The 16,907-nt window shown below is 62.5% G+C and carries 16 protein-coding genes and 1 pseudogene; 11 read left to right on the top strand and 6 right to left on the bottom strand.

Annotated elements, in window-relative coordinates; all coding sequences use genetic code 11:
• Positions 1–126 precede the first annotated feature (126 nt).
• The 3 genes from B9A12_RS01290 to B9A12_RS01285 all read left to right on the top strand — a co-directional run bounded on the left by B9A12_RS01290 (position 127) and on the right by B9A12_RS01285 (position 2,350).
• Positions 127–324, top strand: coding sequence for a hypothetical protein (locus tag B9A12_RS01290; protein ID WP_084055733.1), 198 nt, complete (start codon positions 127–129; stop codon positions 322–324).
• Positions 325–909: 585 nt separating this feature from the next.
• On the top strand, positions 910–1,068 hold the full coding sequence (locus B9A12_RS16850; RefSeq protein ID WP_170920255.1) for a hypothetical protein: 159 nt from the start codon (positions 910–912) through the stop codon (positions 1,066–1,068).
• A 118-nt stretch (positions 1,069–1,186) separates the two neighbouring features.
• The gene (locus B9A12_RS01285; protein WP_084055732.1) at positions 1,187–2,350 is read left to right on the top strand and encodes a VLRF1 family aeRF1-type release factor; all 1,164 of its coding nucleotides are present in this window, start codon (positions 1,187–1,189) and stop codon (positions 2,348–2,350) included.
• Between the two features lie 183 nt (positions 2,351–2,533).
• Here B9A12_RS01285 and B9A12_RS01280 read toward each other — a convergent pair whose 3' ends face one another.
• Positions 2,534–3,883 (bottom strand): alginate export family protein, encoded by a 1,350-nt coding sequence (locus B9A12_RS01280; RefSeq protein ID WP_084055731.1) that lies wholly within the window; start codon positions 3,881–3,883, stop codon positions 2,534–2,536.
• Positions 3,884–4,338: 455 nt separating this feature from the next.
• Between B9A12_RS01280 and B9A12_RS01275 the strand changes: the two genes are divergently transcribed.
• Positions 4,339–6,084 carry an FG-GAP-like repeat-containing protein gene (locus B9A12_RS01275; protein WP_084055730.1) on the top strand — a complete coding sequence of 582 codons (1,746 nt, stop codon included), beginning with the start codon at positions 4,339–4,341 and terminating at the stop codon, positions 6,082–6,084.
• Positions 6,085–6,279: 195 nt separating this feature from the next.
• Positions 6,280–7,137 carry a lysophospholipid acyltransferase family protein gene (locus tag B9A12_RS01270; RefSeq protein ID WP_170920254.1) on the top strand — a complete coding sequence of 286 codons (858 nt, stop codon included), beginning with the start codon at positions 6,280–6,282 and terminating at the stop codon, positions 7,135–7,137.
• On the opposite strand, the gene B9A12_RS01265 is transcribed toward B9A12_RS01270, so the two are convergent.
• Positions 7,134–7,544 carry a hypothetical protein gene (locus tag B9A12_RS01265; protein ID WP_084055728.1) on the bottom strand — a complete coding sequence of 137 codons (411 nt, stop codon included), beginning with the start codon at positions 7,542–7,544 and terminating at the stop codon, positions 7,134–7,136. The two genes, B9A12_RS01270 and B9A12_RS01265, sit on opposite strands and share 4 nt — an antisense overlap.
• Before the next feature lie 309 nt (positions 7,545–7,853).
• Between B9A12_RS01265 and B9A12_RS01260 the strand changes: the two genes are divergently transcribed.
• The 4 genes from B9A12_RS01260 (at position 7,854) to B9A12_RS01245 (ending at position 11,596) form a co-directional block, all read left to right on the top strand.
• Complete coding sequence (locus tag B9A12_RS01260; protein ID WP_084055727.1) at positions 7,854–8,399, top strand: biotin transporter BioY; 546 nt, start codon at positions 7,854–7,856, stop codon at positions 8,397–8,399.
• A 140-nt stretch (positions 8,400–8,539) separates the two neighbouring features.
• A complete protein-coding gene (locus B9A12_RS01255) occupies positions 8,540–9,286 on the top strand; it encodes an energy-coupling factor ABC transporter ATP-binding protein (protein WP_084055726.1) in 747 nt (248 codons plus the stop codon).
• The gene (locus B9A12_RS01250) at positions 9,271–10,071 is read left to right on the top strand and encodes an energy-coupling factor transporter transmembrane component T family protein (protein WP_170920253.1); all 801 of its coding nucleotides are present in this window, start codon (positions 9,271–9,273) and stop codon (positions 10,069–10,071) included. Before B9A12_RS01255 ends, B9A12_RS01250 begins: the two co-directional genes overlap by 16 nt.
• Positions 10,072–10,150: 79 nt before the next feature.
• A complete protein-coding gene (locus B9A12_RS01245; protein ID WP_084055724.1) occupies positions 10,151–11,596 on the top strand; it encodes a glycosyltransferase in 1,446 nt (481 codons plus the stop codon).
• A gap of 152 nt (positions 11,597–11,748) precedes the next feature.
• On the opposite strand, the gene B9A12_RS01240 is transcribed toward B9A12_RS01245, so the two are convergent.
• On the bottom strand, positions 11,749–12,447 hold the full coding sequence (locus B9A12_RS01240; protein ID WP_084055723.1) for a lipid-binding SYLF domain-containing protein: 699 nt from the start codon (positions 12,445–12,447) through the stop codon (positions 11,749–11,751).
• Between the two features lie 187 nt (positions 12,448–12,634).
• Here B9A12_RS01240 and B9A12_RS01235 point away from each other — a divergent pair, with 187 nt between their 5' ends.
• The gene (locus B9A12_RS01235; RefSeq protein ID WP_084055722.1) at positions 12,635–13,660 is read left to right on the top strand and encodes a peptidase U32 family protein; all 1,026 of its coding nucleotides are present in this window, start codon (positions 12,635–12,637) and stop codon (positions 13,658–13,660) included.
• 495 nt (positions 13,661–14,155) lie between these two features.
• On the opposite strand, the gene B9A12_RS01230 is transcribed toward B9A12_RS01235, so the two are convergent.
• From B9A12_RS01230 to B9A12_RS01220, 3 genes are all read right to left on the bottom strand, one after another.
• Complete coding sequence (locus B9A12_RS01230) at positions 14,156–14,728, bottom strand: isochorismatase family protein (RefSeq protein WP_170920252.1); 573 nt, start codon at positions 14,726–14,728, stop codon at positions 14,156–14,158.
• Positions 14,729–14,808: 80 nt separating this feature from the next.
• Positions 14,809–15,147: a thiolase family protein gene (locus tag B9A12_RS01225; protein ID WP_084055720.1), complete on the bottom strand. Its 339-nt coding sequence runs from the start codon at positions 15,145–15,147 to the stop codon at positions 14,809–14,811.
• A gap of 3 nt (positions 15,148–15,150) precedes the next feature.
• Positions 15,151–16,407, bottom strand: a complete 1,257-nt coding sequence (locus B9A12_RS01220) for a thiolase family protein (RefSeq protein WP_084055719.1) — start codon at positions 16,405–16,407, stop codon at positions 15,151–15,153.
• Between the two features lie 204 nt (positions 16,408–16,611).
• On the opposite strand from B9A12_RS01220, the pseudogene B9A12_RS16845 reads away from it, so the two are divergent.
• Positions 16,612–16,907: pseudogene (locus B9A12_RS16845) on the top strand (hypothetical protein); the annotation flags it as partial.

The following is a 16,907-nucleotide window of genomic DNA, read 5'->3' as shown; positions in this document are numbered from 1 at the left end:
GATTTGCTGGAGCGTGACCCTCTGGTAGGAGCGATCCTGTGAGGCCGGGTGTGCGGTCCAGATCGGCGCACGGCCAAACCCTCCAATAGACCGGAAGATACCTCAGACGAAGACGGAGAGGCGATTATGGACGAAAGGCAAGAAAGCAAAAAGTGGGTGGAACCCGTGGTGAAGATCGTTTTGTCCCTGGCGGCCCTTTTTCCCGTCTACGCGTTTTTGTACGTGACCTTCCCCGCCTCGGTCATCGCTTTCTATCTCGTCTCGGCGGGACTCCTGGCCGCCTTCGCTCCCTGGGACAAACTAAAGCAAAAGTTCCTGAGCTGACCGAGTCCGCCACCGGCCCGCCCCTTCCCGAAGACGCAGGAAGAGAAAAAACACGGGGAACCGTCCCCGTGTTTTCCTCTTTGATGCTTGTCCGGACTTTGGGGGAAACCTCACGCTGCATGGCTCAAGGCGTGGAGGCAACGCCATGGCCCCATGGGAACCCCACCGCCGACATCGTCTCCCACCCGCTTGAAGGGATACGATTACAGCCAACCGGGCGCGCATTTGGCCACCATCTGCACCCACCGGCGCACATCCCTGCTGTTTGGGAAAGTGGAAGACGGGCAGGTACGAGTTAACGATTACGCACGGTTGGTAGAACAAACCTGCCAGGATCTACCCAATCACGTGGGAGACATCCAACGGGGCGCCTTCGCGCTCATGCCCCATCCCATCCACGCCCTTGTCATCATCACTTCCGATAGGGGCTTTGGAACCCGCCCCAATCCGCCGTTACCGGACGTTCCTCCGCCGGGTCCCGGCCCTGCAACTGCAAAACGCTACGGCTTGCCCGCAATCGTGCGTCCATTGAAGGCGTTTTCGACCCGGCACATCAACACGTGACGCGCCACCCCCGGCGAGCCTGTGTGGCAGCGAAAGGATTATGAACACATCCTCCGAAGCGAACCCACCCTGAACGCCGTCCGGCGCCATATCGCCCAAAACCCGATGCGCCGGCACCTGGACCGCCACAACCCGCACGCCACGGTACCGACCCTCTGGCCCGCCGGATCCGGCCGATGATCCAAAAGGATGCCCCAAACGGCGGCGGCTGCCCCCCTTGACCCCGCTCCCGCCACCGGCAAGAATTACCAGGTAAGCCCACCCCATCTTCCCATCCCCACACCCCAGGAGGTCCCGTATGAAAACCTTGCATCCCAGTTCCCTGGAAAGCCTGGCGCGGCGCAACGCCCCCGAAGGATCCTGGATCCTGAGCGTCTATCTCAACGTGGATCCCCAGGTGCGGGCCAACCGCCGGGGCGCCCACAAGCTCGTCTTGGATCAACTCCTCAAGGACCTGGAATCCCATCTGGCAGATGAGGACCAGCGGGATCATTTCCAGGAAGACGCCGACTGGATCCGCCGCCAGGTGGAGGTGCACATCCCCAAGGGACGCAGCATGGTCTTCTTCTGTGACCTGTCGGAAGGCTACACCTACCAGGAGGATCTTCCCGTGCGGCTTCCCAACGGGGCCTGGTACGAAAAGCGCCCGCACATCCGGCCGCTCCTGGACGCCTGGAAGGAACACGAACGCACCGGCATCGTGGTGGTGGACCGGGAACGGGCCCGGCTCTTGGTGGCGTCCATGGGGGAAGTGGAAGAGATGGAGGAGGCGTTCCAGACGCCGGCGGTCCACCACCGGAGCACGGCCGGATCCGACCACATGCGTTCCCAGATGGTCTTCCAGCGCCGGGCGGCCACCTGGAGCCACTGGTTTTTGAAGGAAGTGGCCGATGCGCTGCACGACATGATGGACGCGTACCAGATCGACCGGGTGGTGCTGGCCGGCCCGGAAGAGGTGACGGCGGAATTGAAGCGGCTCCTTCCCAAGGGGGTTTTGAGCCGGGTGGCGGCCCGGATCCGGGCTTCCGTTGCCGCCAAGGCGCAGGATCTCCTGGACCAGGCCGCTCCCGTGCTCCGGCAGCTGGACGCGGCCCGGGAACGGGAACTGGTGGACGAATGCATCACCACGGCCCGGAAGGCCCAGAGCGAATCCCCCAAGGCGGTCCTGGGCCTGGAGGCCGTGCTGGACGCCGTGAACCAGGGCCGGGTTTACCAGATCCTGGTGCCCGAGGGATTCTCCGCACCCGGCTGGCATTGCCCCTCGTGCCGGGTTCTTTTGGACCACGGCCCGGCCCAGCAAACCTGCCCCTATTGTTCCGGCGCACTCAAGGAAGAAGACGATGCGGTCTGGGCCGCGTGCGACCGGGTGCTCCTTCTCGGCGGCCGCGTGGAAGAGATCCGTGACCCGGAAGCGGTGCAAGCCCTTCAATCGGCGGGCCCGGTGGGCGCGTTTCTGAGATGATGCAAGGAAAGACCCGCCGGAGACGCCGCCGGGAGCCCATGGCCACAAAATAAGGTTGGGGTTAATTGAAACCGTCCCGCCTGGTGCCGACTTTCCGGCAACCGCCAGGGCGTGGCGCCACAAAAAAAGCCCGGGCCAAATCGGCCCGGGCTTCGCGCTACTTAGATCAGCTCAGGAAGCCGACTAGAAAGCCCACTGCAGCCGAGCGCCCACTTCGTAGGCATCGTCGTCATCCTTCGTGCCGGAGAAAGCATCGTCAGCAAAGAGGTAGGCACCGATAACATCAAGATTCAGGCCGTCCACCACTTTCTGGGTCAGCCTGAAATCCACTTCGCTTCCCACGGAGTCGTCTTTCTCGCCGGTCGCTGCGTTGGCCACCACGTCTTCAGCCGTGCCGAGGTAGTAATAGGCCAAATGAAGCTTGGTTGCTTCCAACGCCTGCCAATCCACCGAGGCATACAGGGTGTAGAGGTTGCTGGGATTGCCGCCGGCGGTGTACTCGCCCGCGCCCGGGTAGCCTGTATAGGCTCGAGGCGTCATGTCATCAAGCACGCCAAAGCCCATGATTTCAGCCCAGTAGAAGGAGTCTCCCACAGCTCCCGGGTAGACATAGCCTTCCACATCGTCATCGCCTTCATCCTGGCCGGTGGTGTAGAAGCCGCCGAGACCGAACGTGAAATCATTGACCGGGATAGCCACATCAGCACCCAGGAACCAGCCTTTGTAATCAGCAGACTCGCCGTTCAGATCAACGCTACCAAAGTTCTTGATGAAATGAACGGTGGCCTTGAACATGTCGCTGGAGTAGGCCAGCTTCACGCCCAGGTCGAACAGGTGGTTGTCTTCAAAAGTATATCCATCGTAGGTCTCGCGACCTTGGGCGTCCACACCCGGATCGGCGTATTCCGTCTTCAGGCTCACAGCGGTATCGCTGCCATCCTGGTACAAGCCGATGAGCTCGCCGCTGAAGGGACCATTGGCATACTGGAGCTGCAGATAGTAAATGTCCACGTTGTCTTTTTCGGAGGAATAGTCAACGTTCTGTTCCGCAATGTAGCCCAGCGTGACCTTCACGGGATCGAAGGGCATGGAGAACTTGGCTCCCGTGTAGTCCTCGGCAATTATTCGGCCGCCAAAGAGGCCGAAGCCCTGTTGACCCAGCTTGGCACGGATGGGCGTATTGGGAATATTGAAGTCCAGGTAAACGTTCTTGGTTTCCATATCATAGGGATCGCGAAAATCGCTGGTGGCGTGGGTCAGGTCACGGTCGCCACCCTTGGCGCCCCACACGTTGTCTTCTTCCCACTTGGTCACCAACTGAAGATTTTCGCTGGCCACGAAGGTGAAGTACATCCGAACGCGTTGATCGAAGTAGTTGGCGTGATCATCGGCGTCATCGGTACCGTCAAAGTTGTTGTAGGAATACCAGCGAACGCGCATCATACCGCCGTACTTGAAATCGACGGCGAACGCCGGCAACGCGATGGCAACCGCCATCAACACCGCAAGAAGTACAACCAGATTCTTTCTCATCTCTTTCCTCCACGAAAGTTTTGAGATTCTCGATCCCTCTTTCTTTGGTTTCTGATCAGCCCCAAAAATCACCCAAAGCTCGTCATCCGATGTGACGCGGCATCCCCCCTTTCTCTTTTGCGTTCACAGCCTTCTGCCCAAAGTTACACATCTCACGCTTATAGCGAACCCGTGATCCCTGTCAAGGGGAAAAGGGGACGGTTCACGGCTTGTCGCCACTTTTTTGAAAACATTCTTCTTGCGCCACTTCCCCTTTTGACGCTAGCTTCCCTGTGGAAGACCACACTAGAGTTCCGGGAAGTGGTCCGCAATGGGATGTTAAACGAATCATGATTCCACGCGCCGTGGAGTCCACCAAGTTTTTGCCGTTGTCGGCAAAAAGCCCACATGCAAAAATGGGCTTGGAGCCTGCGAAAAGGATGTGAAACCACCACGTGAGCGAGAGGAACATCGTGATGAAGTACAAAAAATCGGTCCTTTGTTTCCTGGCCTTCAGCCTCGTTTCTTTCTGGATCACGGCCTATTGCCAGGCGTCGCAGGACGCTCCCAAAACCGTTGCCATCATGCCGTTCAAAATGAACACGCCGGACTCGATGCGCTATCTCCAAGATGGGGTCTGGGACATGCTGCGCACCCGCATTGAAGATCCCGGGTCCGTCCATGTGGTCGACAAGGCAGCCATCGACAAGACGGCCCAATCCATCGGGGATCTGGCCGACAGCGGAGCAGCCCGAGGAGCGGCCGAACGCTTGGGCGCCGATTACGTGCTGTTTGGAAGCATCACTTCGGTGGGACAGGCGGTCAGCATCGACGCAACCATTTCGCCGGTGACATCGCCTGGTGCACCCATCCGCTTGCCGTTCCAAGCCGACACCCTGGATCAGCTCATCCCCACCATCAACCGCCTGGCCCAAACCGTCAATCGGAAGGTCTTCAACAAGGCGAACCCGTCGGCCGACGAAACCATCACTCCTCCCCCCACCGCAGAAAACATGAACCCCGAACTCTTGATTCCCGGAGGCATGAAACCGGGGATGGAAATTTCCTATCTCAACCCGAATTTCATCCAGGTGACCCCGGAAGGCGCTATGCGACAGGCGGGACTGTGGCGCAGTCAAACCTTCAAGGAAGCCCTGGTGAGCATCGCCGCGGGCGATCCCAACGGAGACGGTCGCCAGGAACTGATCGCCGTGAGCCCCAAGCGACTGGCCGTCTACCGAAGGTACGCTCAAGGTCTGCGGCTGCTAACGGATGTTAAGGCAAACAAATTGGAAGAATTCAAGTGGGTTGCCTTGGCCGATGTGGATGGGGACGGAAAGGTGGAGATTCTTCTCACCAGTGTGTACCGCCAGATCAACCCCACGGGTGGCGGATCGGAATCCATCACATCCGGCGCTCAATACAATCCGCGACCGCGCTCCTATGTTTTCAAGCTGCAAGGGAAAAAGCTGACGGTGGCGGCTTCTGATGTGCGCATGTATCTCAATGCGGTCACATTTCCCAATCGGGGCTCGGTGGCTCTGGGGCAAAAGCCGGGCCCCATGGGCGATCTCTTTGATTCGACCCTGTACGAGGTGCGCCTGCGTGGCGGACAACTCATTCCCGCTGCACCCGTTTCGGTTCCCAGCCCCTGCAACGTCTATAACTTTGCCGTGGCCGATCTCAACAATGACAAGGCACCTGAATACGCGGTGATCAGTCCAGATAACCGGCTGATGATCCTGGACGGCTCGGGAAACCGCCTCTGGCGAAGCCGCCTGCATTTTGCGGCAACGACCAATGTCCTGGAAGGCAAGATCCGCGATCTGCGCTACAATGACATTGAGCGCTACTTCATCCCGTCGCCCATTCTCATCATGGACGCCAACCGGGACGGGATCCATGAGATCGTGGTCAACCGCAGCCCGGACTACAGCCGCTTCCTTCCCCAGGGCTTCAAGTATTACGAAGCGGGGGAGATCGTGTCCCTGTCGTGGGACCAACTGGGACTCATCGAAAACTGGAAGACCCGGGAGGTGAGCGGCATGGTGAGCTGCATCCGAACGGGCGACCTGAACGGGGACGGAACCCCCGAACTCATCGCCAGCCTGGTGCTGGGAAAAGACCTGCTCAAACTCTGGGAAGCCCGAAGCACCGTCTTTTCCTACGACCTGAACGTGGGAAAGAAAGGATCGGCCGAGACGACCCGAAAACGTCAGTAAATCAGATGGATTGCGGTTCCCTCGAGGGGGAACGGATCATAGGATAAGCATCCCAAGCGTCGATCCGTCGAACGCAGAGGAACAGTCCGGAAGAATGCGCACATGCCGGGGCGAGGGAAACCCGCCCCGGCATGTGCGTTGGCCCTTGGGGCCAGGCCCGATTTTTTCCAAGCAGGAGATTCAAAGATTCGCGATATGGCCATTGAAAAAAAAGATAGGGCGGAGCGGGATAACGGCGCCCGGTGGCCGCAGGTCTTGGGTTCCGCCTGGCACGCCCTGGACGCTAAACACCGCCGCACGGCGGAGGCCAACATCCGAATGGCCCTGGGACTCAACGCCCAGGAATCCCGCCGGCTCGCCCGGGAAAACTTCCGGCACCTGGCCCGGGTCTTTTCCCAGTTTCCCCTGATGGCCCGCATGAATCGGGAAAACTTTCTGCGCTTCGTGGAACCTTGCGGAACAGAATACCTGTTGGAATCGCTCCAGCGGGGCCGGGGCGTGCTCATCCTCACGGGCCATTTGGGTAACTGGGAATGGATGGCCTACAGCGCCCCCTTCTTTCTTCCGGCCCGTCTCAACATCGTGGCCCGGCCCGTGCGGCCGGAAGCGCTCCACCGCTGGGTCACCCGAACGCGCCAAGGCTCGGGAAACCGGGTGATCCCCAAGCAGTACGCCCTCATCCACACCCTGAAGGCCCTGCGGCGAAACGAAATGGTGGGGTTTCTCCTCGATCAAAACGCGGGGAAAAAGACGGGCGTCTGGGCCCCCTTTTTCGGCGGCTACGTGCTCACCCACAAGACCCTGGCCCACATCGCCCTTCGAACGGGAGCGCCCGTCCATCCGGTCTTCAACCACCGCCTCCCGGACGGCCGCTACCGCATCGAGATGGGTCCCGAGATACCGACGCCTTCCCACGGCACCCTGGAAGAGAAGGCGGCGGTTTTCACCGCCGCCTTCAACCGTATCATCGAAGCGCAGATCCGCCGGTTTCCCGCCCAGTGGTACTGGGTCCACCGGCGCTTCCGGCGCTTTCGACTCCATCCCCCGTCCTAAAGTTCGTATTCGCCTTCTATGTCCAGGATGTATTCGCGGTCCTGGGCGCCCGCCTTCACCGTGAAGGTGCCGCTTCCCTTGATGCCGGCCAGCTTGCCGATACCCCGGTAGATGGTCCAGGTGCCCTTGGTGAGCTTACTCTCGGCGTCGCGTTCCCCTTCGTACTTGCTGTAGATGGACCCCTCTTCGAAGTGCGTCACCGCATAGCCCGTCATCTTCCCCGCCCCGCGGACACGATCATGGAAGGTGACGCTTCGCCGCGAGATGAACTTTCCGGCCACGCCCACCTGGTACTCAATGGGCTCCCCTTCCATCTCCACCAGCATGAGGGTGTGATCGAATTCGTCGTGGACGTAGAGCATTTCGCGGCGGGTGACCATCAGTCGATACGTGGCTTTTCGCTTCATGGGGACCTCCTGTGAAAAAGGGTTTGCGGGTTGCAGGCGGGTACCGCCCGAAGAAAACGGATGCTTTGTCTTTCTTCTTTAGCACAGGTGGGCCCAGGCGGCCAGATCAAAACCCGTTGGCATGGGAGCGGCCCATCGAAACCATGCACCGCCAAGACCCGACCAGGACACCGAGAACTTCTTCGATTCGCACCGTTCTGTGCGCCGGCCCCGCGCTTGGGCGGTCCTTTTCCTTGACGCACGCCCCCTTTTTCGTTAACTACAGCCGAACTTGTGGGTTGACACACAACGAAACCATGGAGGTCCATCATGCCGCTGGAATCGATTCGAAAGATGGTGCTCGTGTGCCTCATGACCGCCCTCACGGCCGTGGGGGCCCAGATCGCCGTGCCCATCGGCCCGGTACCCATCGTGCTCACCAACCTCTTCGTCCTGCTGGCGGGGCTGCTCTTGGGACCCACCCAGGGTGCGGCCGCCATGGGCCTTTACCTGCTGCTGGGCGCCGTGGGCCTTCCGGTCTTTGCCAATTTCAAGGGGGGACTGGCCCATTTGCTGGGGCCCACCGGCGGCTATCTTCTGGGCTTTGTGGCCGCCGCCTGGCTCGTGGGAGTCCTGAGCCATGGGAGGCCTTCCCGATGGTTCGACGGGATCGCCGTGGTGCTGGGGTCCCTGGTGATCTATGCCTTGGGCGTCCCGTGGCTCAAGGTGGTGACCGGCATGGCCTGGACCAAGGCCCTGGCCGTAGGGATGCTCCCTTTTCTGGTGGGAGATGCCGTGAAAGCGGCCGCCGCCGTGATGCTGGCCTGGTCCCTTCGGCCGGCTCTCCTGCGCCATGTGCGGACGGCTTCCGCCTGAGTACTCCACAAAACAAAACGCACTGGAACGACACCGGGGGCGCAAAGAAAAGGGCTCTCAATCGGGCTGTTCAGGCGTCCTGACCGATCCTTCCTTCGCGCCTCCTATCGGCGATTCTTCCACGAAGACGCCCGAAAGTCATGATCGAAGCCAACGACCTCCACTTCACCTATCCCGACGGGACCCAGGCCCTTCGGGGGGTCACCTTCCGGATCGCCACGCCGGCCTTCGTTGTCGTGTGCGGCGCCAACGGCCAGGGAAAGACCACCCTGCTGCATCTGCTGGCGGGACTCTTTCGGCCCGACGCGGGATCCCTCCGCCTCCTGGGCCTGGACCCGGCCGGGGATGCCCAGGCGGTGCGCGCCCGTGTGGGACTGGTCTTCCAGGACCCGGACAGCCAGATCCTGGGGGAAACGGTGGGAGAAGACGTGGCCTTCGGCCCGGAAAACCTGGGACTTTCCAAGGCGGAGGTCCGCCAGCGGGTGCAAGCGGCCCTGGCCCGGTTCGGCCTGGAATCCCTTCGGGATAAGCCCTGTTACGCCCTTTCCGGCGGGGAAAAGAGGCGGGTGGCCCTGGCCGGGGTCCTGGCCGCGGATCCCTCGGTGATCCTTTTTGACGAGCCCTTCACGCACCTGGACTGGCCGGGAAGCCGGGCGCTCCTGGACCTCTTGCTGAATCTTCGCCGGGAAGGTCGCACGGTGGTGGTATCCACCCACGACGTGGAAAAGGTGCTGGCCCACGCCGACCGGGTGATGGTGCTCCAGGGCGGCCGATTGGCCGATGAGGGCCCGCCGTCGGAGGTGGCGCTTCGCCTGGGTCGCCACGGTGTGCGCCCCCCCTGTTCCGTTCTCCTGGGAAAAGGATTGCAGCCGTGGCCCGCGGGTTAGCGCTCCATTACGTTCCCCGCCCGTCCGGCGTGCACCGGCTGGACGCCCGCACCAAGCTCTTCGCCGTGCTGGCCCTCACCATGGCCCTCTTTCGCCCGGACGGGCCCGTCTACGCCGCCGTCACGCTGGGGCTTCCGGTGGCGGTGATGGCTTCCCACCTTCCCTGGAGCCTTCTGGTCCGCACCCTTCGCGGCTGGCTGCCCTTCCTGGCCCTCATCTTCATGGTCCAGGCCTTTTCGCCCCCGGATGTATCTGGAAACGCCTTCCTTTCCGCCGCGGCGGCCCCGTCCTGGGCGGCGCGCCTCTCTTTCCTTGCGGCGTGTTTTCCGCGGGAGGCGCTCATCCAGGCGGGGGTCGGCACCTGGCGCCTGCTTCTCATGGTGCTCTGGGCCGTGGTCTTTACGGCCGTCACACCTGCCCGGGACCTTCAAAACGCCGTTTTGTGGCTTTTGCGGCCCATCGGTTTCCTCCCGGCCCGGCGGATCGCCGTCATGACCGCCCTATCGCTTCGTTTTTTCGCCCTCCTTTTGGATGATCTGGAAGAAGTTCGGCTGGCCCAAAGGGCGCGGCTGGCCGGCCGGAACCGGAATCCCTGGCGGCGTCTTCGAACCACGATCCCGGCGCTTTTTCGCAAGGCCCTGGGGCGAAGCGAAGCCACCGCGCTGGCTCTGGCCGCCCGCGGCTACCGCGAAGACCTTCCCGTTCACATCCCCCCGTGGCCCCCCAAAGAAGCGGCCGGCCTGTGCCTGCTTGCGGCCCTTCTTGCCGCCCTGCACCTTTTCTGACAAGATGGCTCCCGGAGCTGAACCATCTTTCGCCCCATGACATGGCGGGGCCTCATCCTTCAGAAGGGGCTTTGGACGTATGACGTACAGCCAGGCCTTGGATCTGCTGGATTGTTTCGTTCGCGATGTGGAAAGCGGCGTCCTGTGGGCCGTACGGGACGAGACGGCCCATGGGAAGCGGCGCCGGGATCTTTGGCGGGCCCTGGATGCCCTCCTGGTGTGGCACCGCCCGCGGCTGGAAGCCGGCCCGGGGCTGGATCACCCTTACCATGTGCTCAAGCAAACGGCCCCGATCCTCCAGCGGAAGGCGGATCGGGGGGAGGATCCTTTCCTTCGGGCCCAGGCGTCCCTCTATCTCACGCTGCTTCCCTTCCCGGGCCAGTGGAACCGGCTGGCGGAAGCGGAAGACGGAGCGCCCCCCGACTCGGAAACGGCCGCCTTTCTTCGTCGGGAGCGGGAAATGATCCTGGAAAAGGTCCGCCAAAAGGCCGACAGAACCTTTCGGGTACGCCACTTCCTCCAGGTGCTGAAACGGCCCCAAGGGCCGGACGAAAAGGGCGTTCTGCGCCTCTTTTCCCTTCCCTACCTGCTGGCCGATCCCGGGCTCCTTCGTAAAATGAGCCGGCGTTACGTCTTCTTCGTGGAACCGCCCATGGGGGTGGTGTGGCGACACGGGTGGTGGCGGCACTTCTGCCGCCTGAACGACCCGTGCCTTTTCGGCGTGGGCGGGCCGGAAGACGCCCGGTTTCTCCAGACCCAGTCCGGGACCCTTGCCGTCGGCCTGGCCCACGGCGATTTCCTGGAAGACGAGCCGCCGGTTCCGCCGACGGTGCCGCCGGTCCACGACATGGTCTTCAACGCCACCTTTGACGATGTGGAACGAAAGCGCCACGATCTCATGCTGGACCTTTTGGACCATCGGCGCCTTCGGGATCGCACGGTCCTTTTTCTGGGCCGGGGCGTCCCCGAAAGGGTCCGGGCCTTCGAAGACAGGGTGGCGCAACGGGGTCTGACCCGGCGGGTTACGGTCCGAGCCAATCTGCGCCGAAGCCAGATCCCGGCCCTTCTGGCTCGCTGCCGCGTGGGAGTGCACCTTTCCCTTTACGAAAACGCCTGCCGGGCTGTGTACGAATTCTTTCGCGCGGATCTTCCCTGCGTGGTGTCTTCTTCCATGGCGGGTATGAACCCGGCGATTTTCAATGAAGAAACGGGCCTGGCGGTGCCCGACGCGGACCTTGCGGACGCCGTGGCCTCCGTGCTGGAAGATCCCGGGCGCTTTTCGCCCCGCCGCTGGTTCCTGAGGGAAAGCGGAAGCGCCGTTTCCAGCCGGCGTCTCAACGCCGTTTTCCGTAAATTCTTTGCCGAGCGGGGATACCGGTGGACCGAAGACCTGGTGGCTCTGGGAAGCAGCGGCGCCCGCCGTTACGTGAGCCGCCGTGACGAAGCGCGCTTTGCGGACGAACATGCCTGGATCGCCCGGATTCTGAGCCATAGGGAGCACCTTCCGGTCGCCGTGGAAGCATAGGCCCCGGGGCGGCACCCCATGGGCGGCCTGTGGCCGGCCGGTCTGCGGCGAAAGGGACGGCGTCCCGACACACGGAAAAGAACAAAGGGCGCACCTCCGTGCGCCCCCTCTGTCCCCTCGTCGTCTCCGGAAAGAAAAGAATCAGGTTCTGCTCACCGGCGGGCCACGGCCCCCAGCACGGCCCGAAGCGCCGCCGAATGGGGATTGCTCACCGCCTTGGTCACCACGATGTCCGTGGGACTCACGGGCTTGCCGTAGTATTGTTCGTTCCAGTCGTTTCGAACCTTCACGATGGCTCCCTCCAGACTCATGCCCGCGTAGGCCCCCTTGGCCTTGGCAAAGGAAAGAAAATCGGCGCTCAGGTTGTGGGGTGTGGCCCCTTCCATGGCCATGCCGATGGGGCCCGCCGCCACGGCCGCATCGCCTCCCAGCTTGAACCCGGACGTCATGAGGGCATCCACGCCCCGCTGGGTGCGGACCATGAGGATCACCTGGGCCGCTTCCCCGCCCATCTGAAGCCCGATGCTGAGCCCACCCAGGGTGTAGAAGACCGGCTGGCTCCATTGCCCGCTCTGACGGTCCCGGACCAGCAGCACCCCGCTGCCTCCCGATCCGCCGATGATAAAGCCCCCTTTGAGAAACTGGGGGATGATGAGCACGCCCTGGGCGTCTTTGAGGTGGGTTGTGAGCCAGGAAAAGTTGGGATCGGACGTGAGGCTCTGAAGGGTCAGTCGGGCCTCTTCCACCAGCGTTTCCGGCTTGGAGATGGAATCTTCCGCCGTGGCCGGGGCGAAGGCGCCCAGTGCCAGAGCCAACGCCAGGGCCATGATCAGCACAACCTTTCGTTTCATGAAGGGCCTCCTTGGCATCCAGATTGACCGTTCCAGACCCTTATGCCCCTTTCCACGCCCCGGGTCAATAAGGGCCTGCACCTCTTGCACTCCCCGCTTTATTTCATTAGTATGAAGTGTAATGGTCGCGTTCAAGTCTCTTTCTCTCACACCCATTCGGACCTCGATGCAACACAAGGAGGCCTCCATGAACGAACTTCTGGCCCCGGGCGGCAGCCTCGAAATGGTGGAAGGCGTGCTGAAAAGCGGCGCCGAGGCGGTCTACGTGGGATCCAAGGGATTCAGCCGCCGCAAGTGCGCCTGGGAGATGGAAGATTCCCAGATCCGGGAAGCCATCCAAATCGCCCGCCCCCTGGGCGGCAAGATCCGCGTGGCCCTAAACGCCGAGGTGCCCGCAGACAAATTCATGATCCTCCTGAAGAAGGTGGCCAAGTACGCCACATGGGGAGCCGAGGGTGTGATCGTCAAGACCCCGGCGGTCATGGAGATGGTCCGGGAGAACTTCCCGGAACTGGTGATTCACGCCAGCGTGGGGTGCAACATCCAGACCCGGCCCCAGATCGCCCGGTTCAAGGCCCACGGCGCCTCGCAGATCGTGGCCAGCACGGAAATCGACACGGTGGAAAAGCTCCGCCGTTTCAAGGCCGACGCAGACGCGGAGGGCGTGGGCACGGAAGTGCTTATCCACGGCAATCGATGCGTGGGCGGCGTGGGCAACTGCAGCTTTCACGAACTGATCAGCGACTCCTACATCAAGAAGATCTACCACGACGAGGACGGAAACGAGATCGTGGAATACGAAGGCTGGCCCGACCGGAGCGGAAGCTGCTTCCGGCTGTGCCTGCTCACCGATGAACAGCGCGAGAAGGTGCTCAAAAAGCGCGGCCGAAAGGACGAAGAGATCCGAAGCATCAACGAGCGGATCCGTCGCCACCCCAACGTGGCCTTCGCCATCAACGGCAAGGAGCTCTGGGACTACATGGATCTGGGCCTCACGACCCTCAAGGTGCAAGGCCGCGAGTACGCGGTGCGTCTCATCAGCCGCATGATCGCCATCTACCGGGCCATGATCGATGCCCACCGGGCCGGCAGACCCCACGACGATCCGGAACTCATCCCGCTCCAGAAGGAACTGGACGCCATCGCCCTGGACCGGGACCGGGCCCGCATGGAAAAGACCCGGGAACTGCACCGAAACATCAAGGGCCTCTAAGCCTAAGGAGGCTCCCTGAAAACGCTTCGTTTGCTCCCTTCTTGTGCCCACAAAAGGTTTGGGACGGCCAGGCGGCCCGTACGGCCGCCCTGGCCTTGCGGCACCAGGGGGTGGGTTCCCAACCCGCCCCCACGAGGCGCTCTGAGAACTCCCCAAGGGCCACACGGCACACTGCCATTTCAACTCGTTGGAAATCTTCCAAAGACCCAAAGGCCATTGGCGGACGGCCTGCCAGGAGATGGGCCCGATCGTTCAATGGATCGCTTTCACCCTAGCGCTGCCCCAACGGGCTGTGGCGGGAGCGGCAGCGAAGGGAGGGGGCTCTGCCCGATCCCCTAGAAAGATCTGAAAGCTCCCATCCAACCGCCGCTTCAGGTGCGGCCGAAGACCGATTCCGGCTCGAGGCGGTGACCGCCTCATCCATCCCACCCACAGCGCACGCGCCCTCCCCCTTGGAACGAAGGGGAAGAAAGAATCGCGGGCCGCCCACGATGATCAAAAACTTTTGAGAATGGGAAGGGCTCGGCGGAATTGGGGCGTTCCGGCCCGGTTGAGCCATTCGAAGGTGACCATTTCCGTGGACGTGATGACCGCCCCGGCCCGATCCAGGCGCCGGAGGCCTGTCTCCCGGTTGAAGGCGCTTCGACTCGTCACCGCATCGCCCACCACATGCACCGTGTAGCCGAGCCGGAGCGCATGGGCGGCCGTATGGAAGATGCACACGTGGGCTTCGATCCCTGCGATCACCAACGTGTTCCTTCCGGAAGCCGCCACGGCGTCGGCCAGGGCCGGGTTCTGGAAGCAGCTGAATTCCAGCTTGTTGAGCACCTTGGGTTCGGGCACCTTGGCCACCAGCTCCGGCAGAAATCCCCCCAGCTTTTCCGCGTTGTGTTCGGAAAAGAGAACCGGCACCTCTACGATGGCGCTCATGTCCAGAAGCGCCATCACGTTTTTCACCACCTGGTCCCGGTCCGGGCACAGGTCCAGCATGGCCTTTTGCAGGTCCACCAGGAACAATAGGCATTCTTCGGGTCGGATGAATCGGGCATGGGCGTTGTCTGCGGTCATGACGGCTTCCTCCTCCAAGGCGGTGCATGGATGCAAACGGGGGTCCCTTGCGCCCAGCATACGCAAGGGGCCGGTGCGAGTCAAAAGGGGAAGGCCCCATTGGGCCCGGAGGCGCCCTTTTCCTGGCTGCGGCAGGCAAAGCGATCGATGGAACAGCCTGGAACGGTCCAGCCCCAGTCGGCCAGAAGACTCACCATGCGGCCCAGCGTGCCTCCTTGCTCCTTCACCTGGTTGGTCACGCCCCACAGACAGTCATCCAGGTGGGAAGGATCGAGAGCCGGGTTTCTTTCCGTGAGGGCCTTGAGCACCGCCACGGCCAGGTCTTCGGCTCGCGTCTTCCAGAAGATTCCCTTTTCCCCGGCGCGCCCGAAGGGGGTGCGCACCGAATCCACCACCACGTCCTGGACCAACCGCCCCATGGCTCACTCCTCGGGATTTTCCAGGTTTTCAAAAACGGCGGCGATCCCCAGGCCGCCACCCCCGCAGATGGCCTCCAGGCCGTAGCGCACCCCGCGACGGCGCATCTCATGGCAAAGGGTGACCAGCACACGCACCCCGGTGCAGGCGATGGGATGTCCCAGGGAGATGCCGCTTCCATTCACGTTCACCCGATCGTAGCGCTCCGGCCCGATCCCCATCTGCTTCAAGTCCGCCAGAACCTGGGCCGCAAAGGCTTCTTGGACTTCGATGAGATCCATGGCCTCCAGGTGGAGCCCCACCTGGTCCAGGGCCCTGTTGACGGCCGTGGGCACCGCCTCATAGGTGCGCCGCGGATCGCAGGCCGCCACGGCGCAGGCAAGAACTCGAGCCATGGGCCGAAGGCCCCATTCCAGAGCCGTCCGGGAGTCCATGAGCACCACGGCGGCCGCACCGTCGTTTTCCGAAGAGGAATTGCCGGCGGTGCACACCCCGCCCAGCACCGGTTTGAGGCGGGCCAGCTTCTCCACCGTGGTGTCCTCACGGGGCGTTTCGTCCCGGTCCACCACCACCGGCGGGCCCTTGGGAGCCCGCACCTCCACCGGCACCAGCTCGGCCCGGAAACGCCCTTCTGCCCAGGCCGCACAGGCCTTCCGATGGCTCTCCACCGCCCAGGCGTCGCAATCGTTTCGGGAGATGCCCTCCTGGCGGGCGGCGACTTCCGCCCAGCTCATCATGGACGGCAAAACACCATAGCGTTCCTGGGGCTGGGACATGACCCGGGCCCGCTGAATGCGGTCGTAGAAGGGAAGGCCCCAGATGGACAGATCCCCGTGGCCACGGGGCATGCCCTCTCTTCCGCCCACACCCCACTTGATGTGGCCGGGAAGGTAGAATTCGGCGTTGCTCATGCTCTCCACGCCCCCCGCCACCACCACCCGGGCGGCACCGGAACGGATGAGCAGCGCACCGTAGCGCACCACGTCCAGGCCCGTGCAACAGCGCCGATCCAACGTGATGCCCGGGATGGATTCGGGCCAGCCGGCCTTGAGAAGCGCCATGCGGGCGATGTTCACGTATTCGCCGTTCTGGTAGGCCTGACCCAGGACCACCTCGTCCACCTGGGCGGGTTCGATACCGGCCCTTCGCACCGCCTCGTCCAACACCCGCGCGGCCAGGTCGTAGGCCTCCACCTCCCGGAGCGCCCCCAGGTAACGTCCCACCGGGGTGCGCACCCCGCTCACCAACACCACATCCCTCATGCCCGTTCTCCGTAACCCGTTATCGGTTGTCGGTTATCCCCCTTCGGGTTTTGGCCGTTCGTGATGCGGCACGGAAACCCCGTCGGCCGCACACTCTCTTCTCTTTTCCAGCGTCGCTCGACCACCTTGCCGAACATTATCCTCCATGATATAGATTCAGAGCGCATCTTCCCGGTTGTACCCATTCCCCAACGGGAGGCCCCCATGGCCGTATCGCATCACACGGACGACGCCGTTTTGGAGCAAAAGATCGCCGCCATCGTGCAACAGATCTTGCAACGAGAAGCCGACGGGCTTTTCGCCGAGAAGATCGCGGCCTTCGTCCGGGAAAACGAACGCCGTTCCAAGGAACTTTCCCTCATGGAACGCATGGTCCGGGTGGAGGAGGAACTCAAATCCCTGCGAGAGATCGAAGCAGCTCGATTCGACGCCGCGGAGAAGCGCTTTGAAGCCATCGATAAACGCTTTGAATCCCTCCAGAGGGAGATGGGCGCACGGTT

This window comes from Desulfacinum hydrothermale DSM 13146 (assembly GCF_900176285.1).
In the GTDB taxonomy this organism is placed as follows: domain Bacteria; phylum Desulfobacterota; class Syntrophobacteria; order Syntrophobacterales; family DSM-9756; genus Desulfacinum; species Desulfacinum hydrothermale.
Note: the sequence above shows the minus strand (reverse complement) of the source record. Positions and strands in the feature narration are given on the sequence as shown.

Excerpts from the sequence above, each read along its gene's own strand:
- B9A12_RS01290 (WP_084055733.1), top strand. The coding sequence starts at position 127 with ATGGACGAAAGGCAAGAAAGCAAAAAGTGGGTGGAACCCGTGGTGAAG.
- B9A12_RS01285 (WP_084055732.1), top strand. The coding sequence starts at position 1,187 with ATGAAAACCTTGCATCCCAGTTCCCTGGAAAGCCTGGCGCGGCGCAAC.
- B9A12_RS01280 (WP_084055731.1), bottom strand. The coding sequence starts at position 3,883 with ATGAGAAAGAATCTGGTTGTACTTCTTGCGGTGTTGATGGCGGTTGCC.
- B9A12_RS01275 (WP_084055730.1), top strand. The coding sequence starts at position 4,339 with ATGAAGTACAAAAAATCGGTCCTTTGTTTCCTGGCCTTCAGCCTCGTT.
- B9A12_RS01270 (WP_170920254.1), top strand. The coding sequence starts at position 6,280 with ATGGCCATTGAAAAAAAAGATAGGGCGGAGCGGGATAACGGCGCCCGG.
- B9A12_RS01265 (WP_084055728.1), bottom strand. The coding sequence starts at position 7,544 with ATGAAGCGAAAAGCCACGTATCGACTGATGGTCACCCGCCGCGAAATG.
- B9A12_RS01260 (WP_084055727.1), top strand. The coding sequence starts at position 7,854 with ATGCCGCTGGAATCGATTCGAAAGATGGTGCTCGTGTGCCTCATGACC.
- B9A12_RS01255 (WP_084055726.1), top strand. The coding sequence starts at position 8,540 with ATGATCGAAGCCAACGACCTCCACTTCACCTATCCCGACGGGACCCAG.
- B9A12_RS01245 (WP_084055724.1), top strand. The coding sequence starts at position 10,151 with ATGACGTACAGCCAGGCCTTGGATCTGCTGGATTGTTTCGTTCGCGAT.
- B9A12_RS01240 (WP_084055723.1), bottom strand. The coding sequence starts at position 12,447 with ATGAAACGAAAGGTTGTGCTGATCATGGCCCTGGCGTTGGCTCTGGCA.
- B9A12_RS01235 (WP_084055722.1), top strand. The coding sequence starts at position 12,635 with ATGAACGAACTTCTGGCCCCGGGCGGCAGCCTCGAAATGGTGGAAGGC.
- B9A12_RS01230 (WP_170920252.1), bottom strand. The coding sequence starts at position 14,728 with ATGACCGCAGACAACGCCCATGCCCGATTCATCCGACCCGAAGAATGC.
- B9A12_RS01225 (WP_084055720.1), bottom strand. The coding sequence starts at position 15,147 with ATGGGGCGGTTGGTCCAGGACGTGGTGGTGGATTCGGTGCGCACCCCC.
- B9A12_RS01220 (WP_084055719.1), bottom strand. The coding sequence starts at position 16,407 with ATGAGGGATGTGGTGTTGGTGAGCGGGGTGCGCACCCCGGTGGGACGT.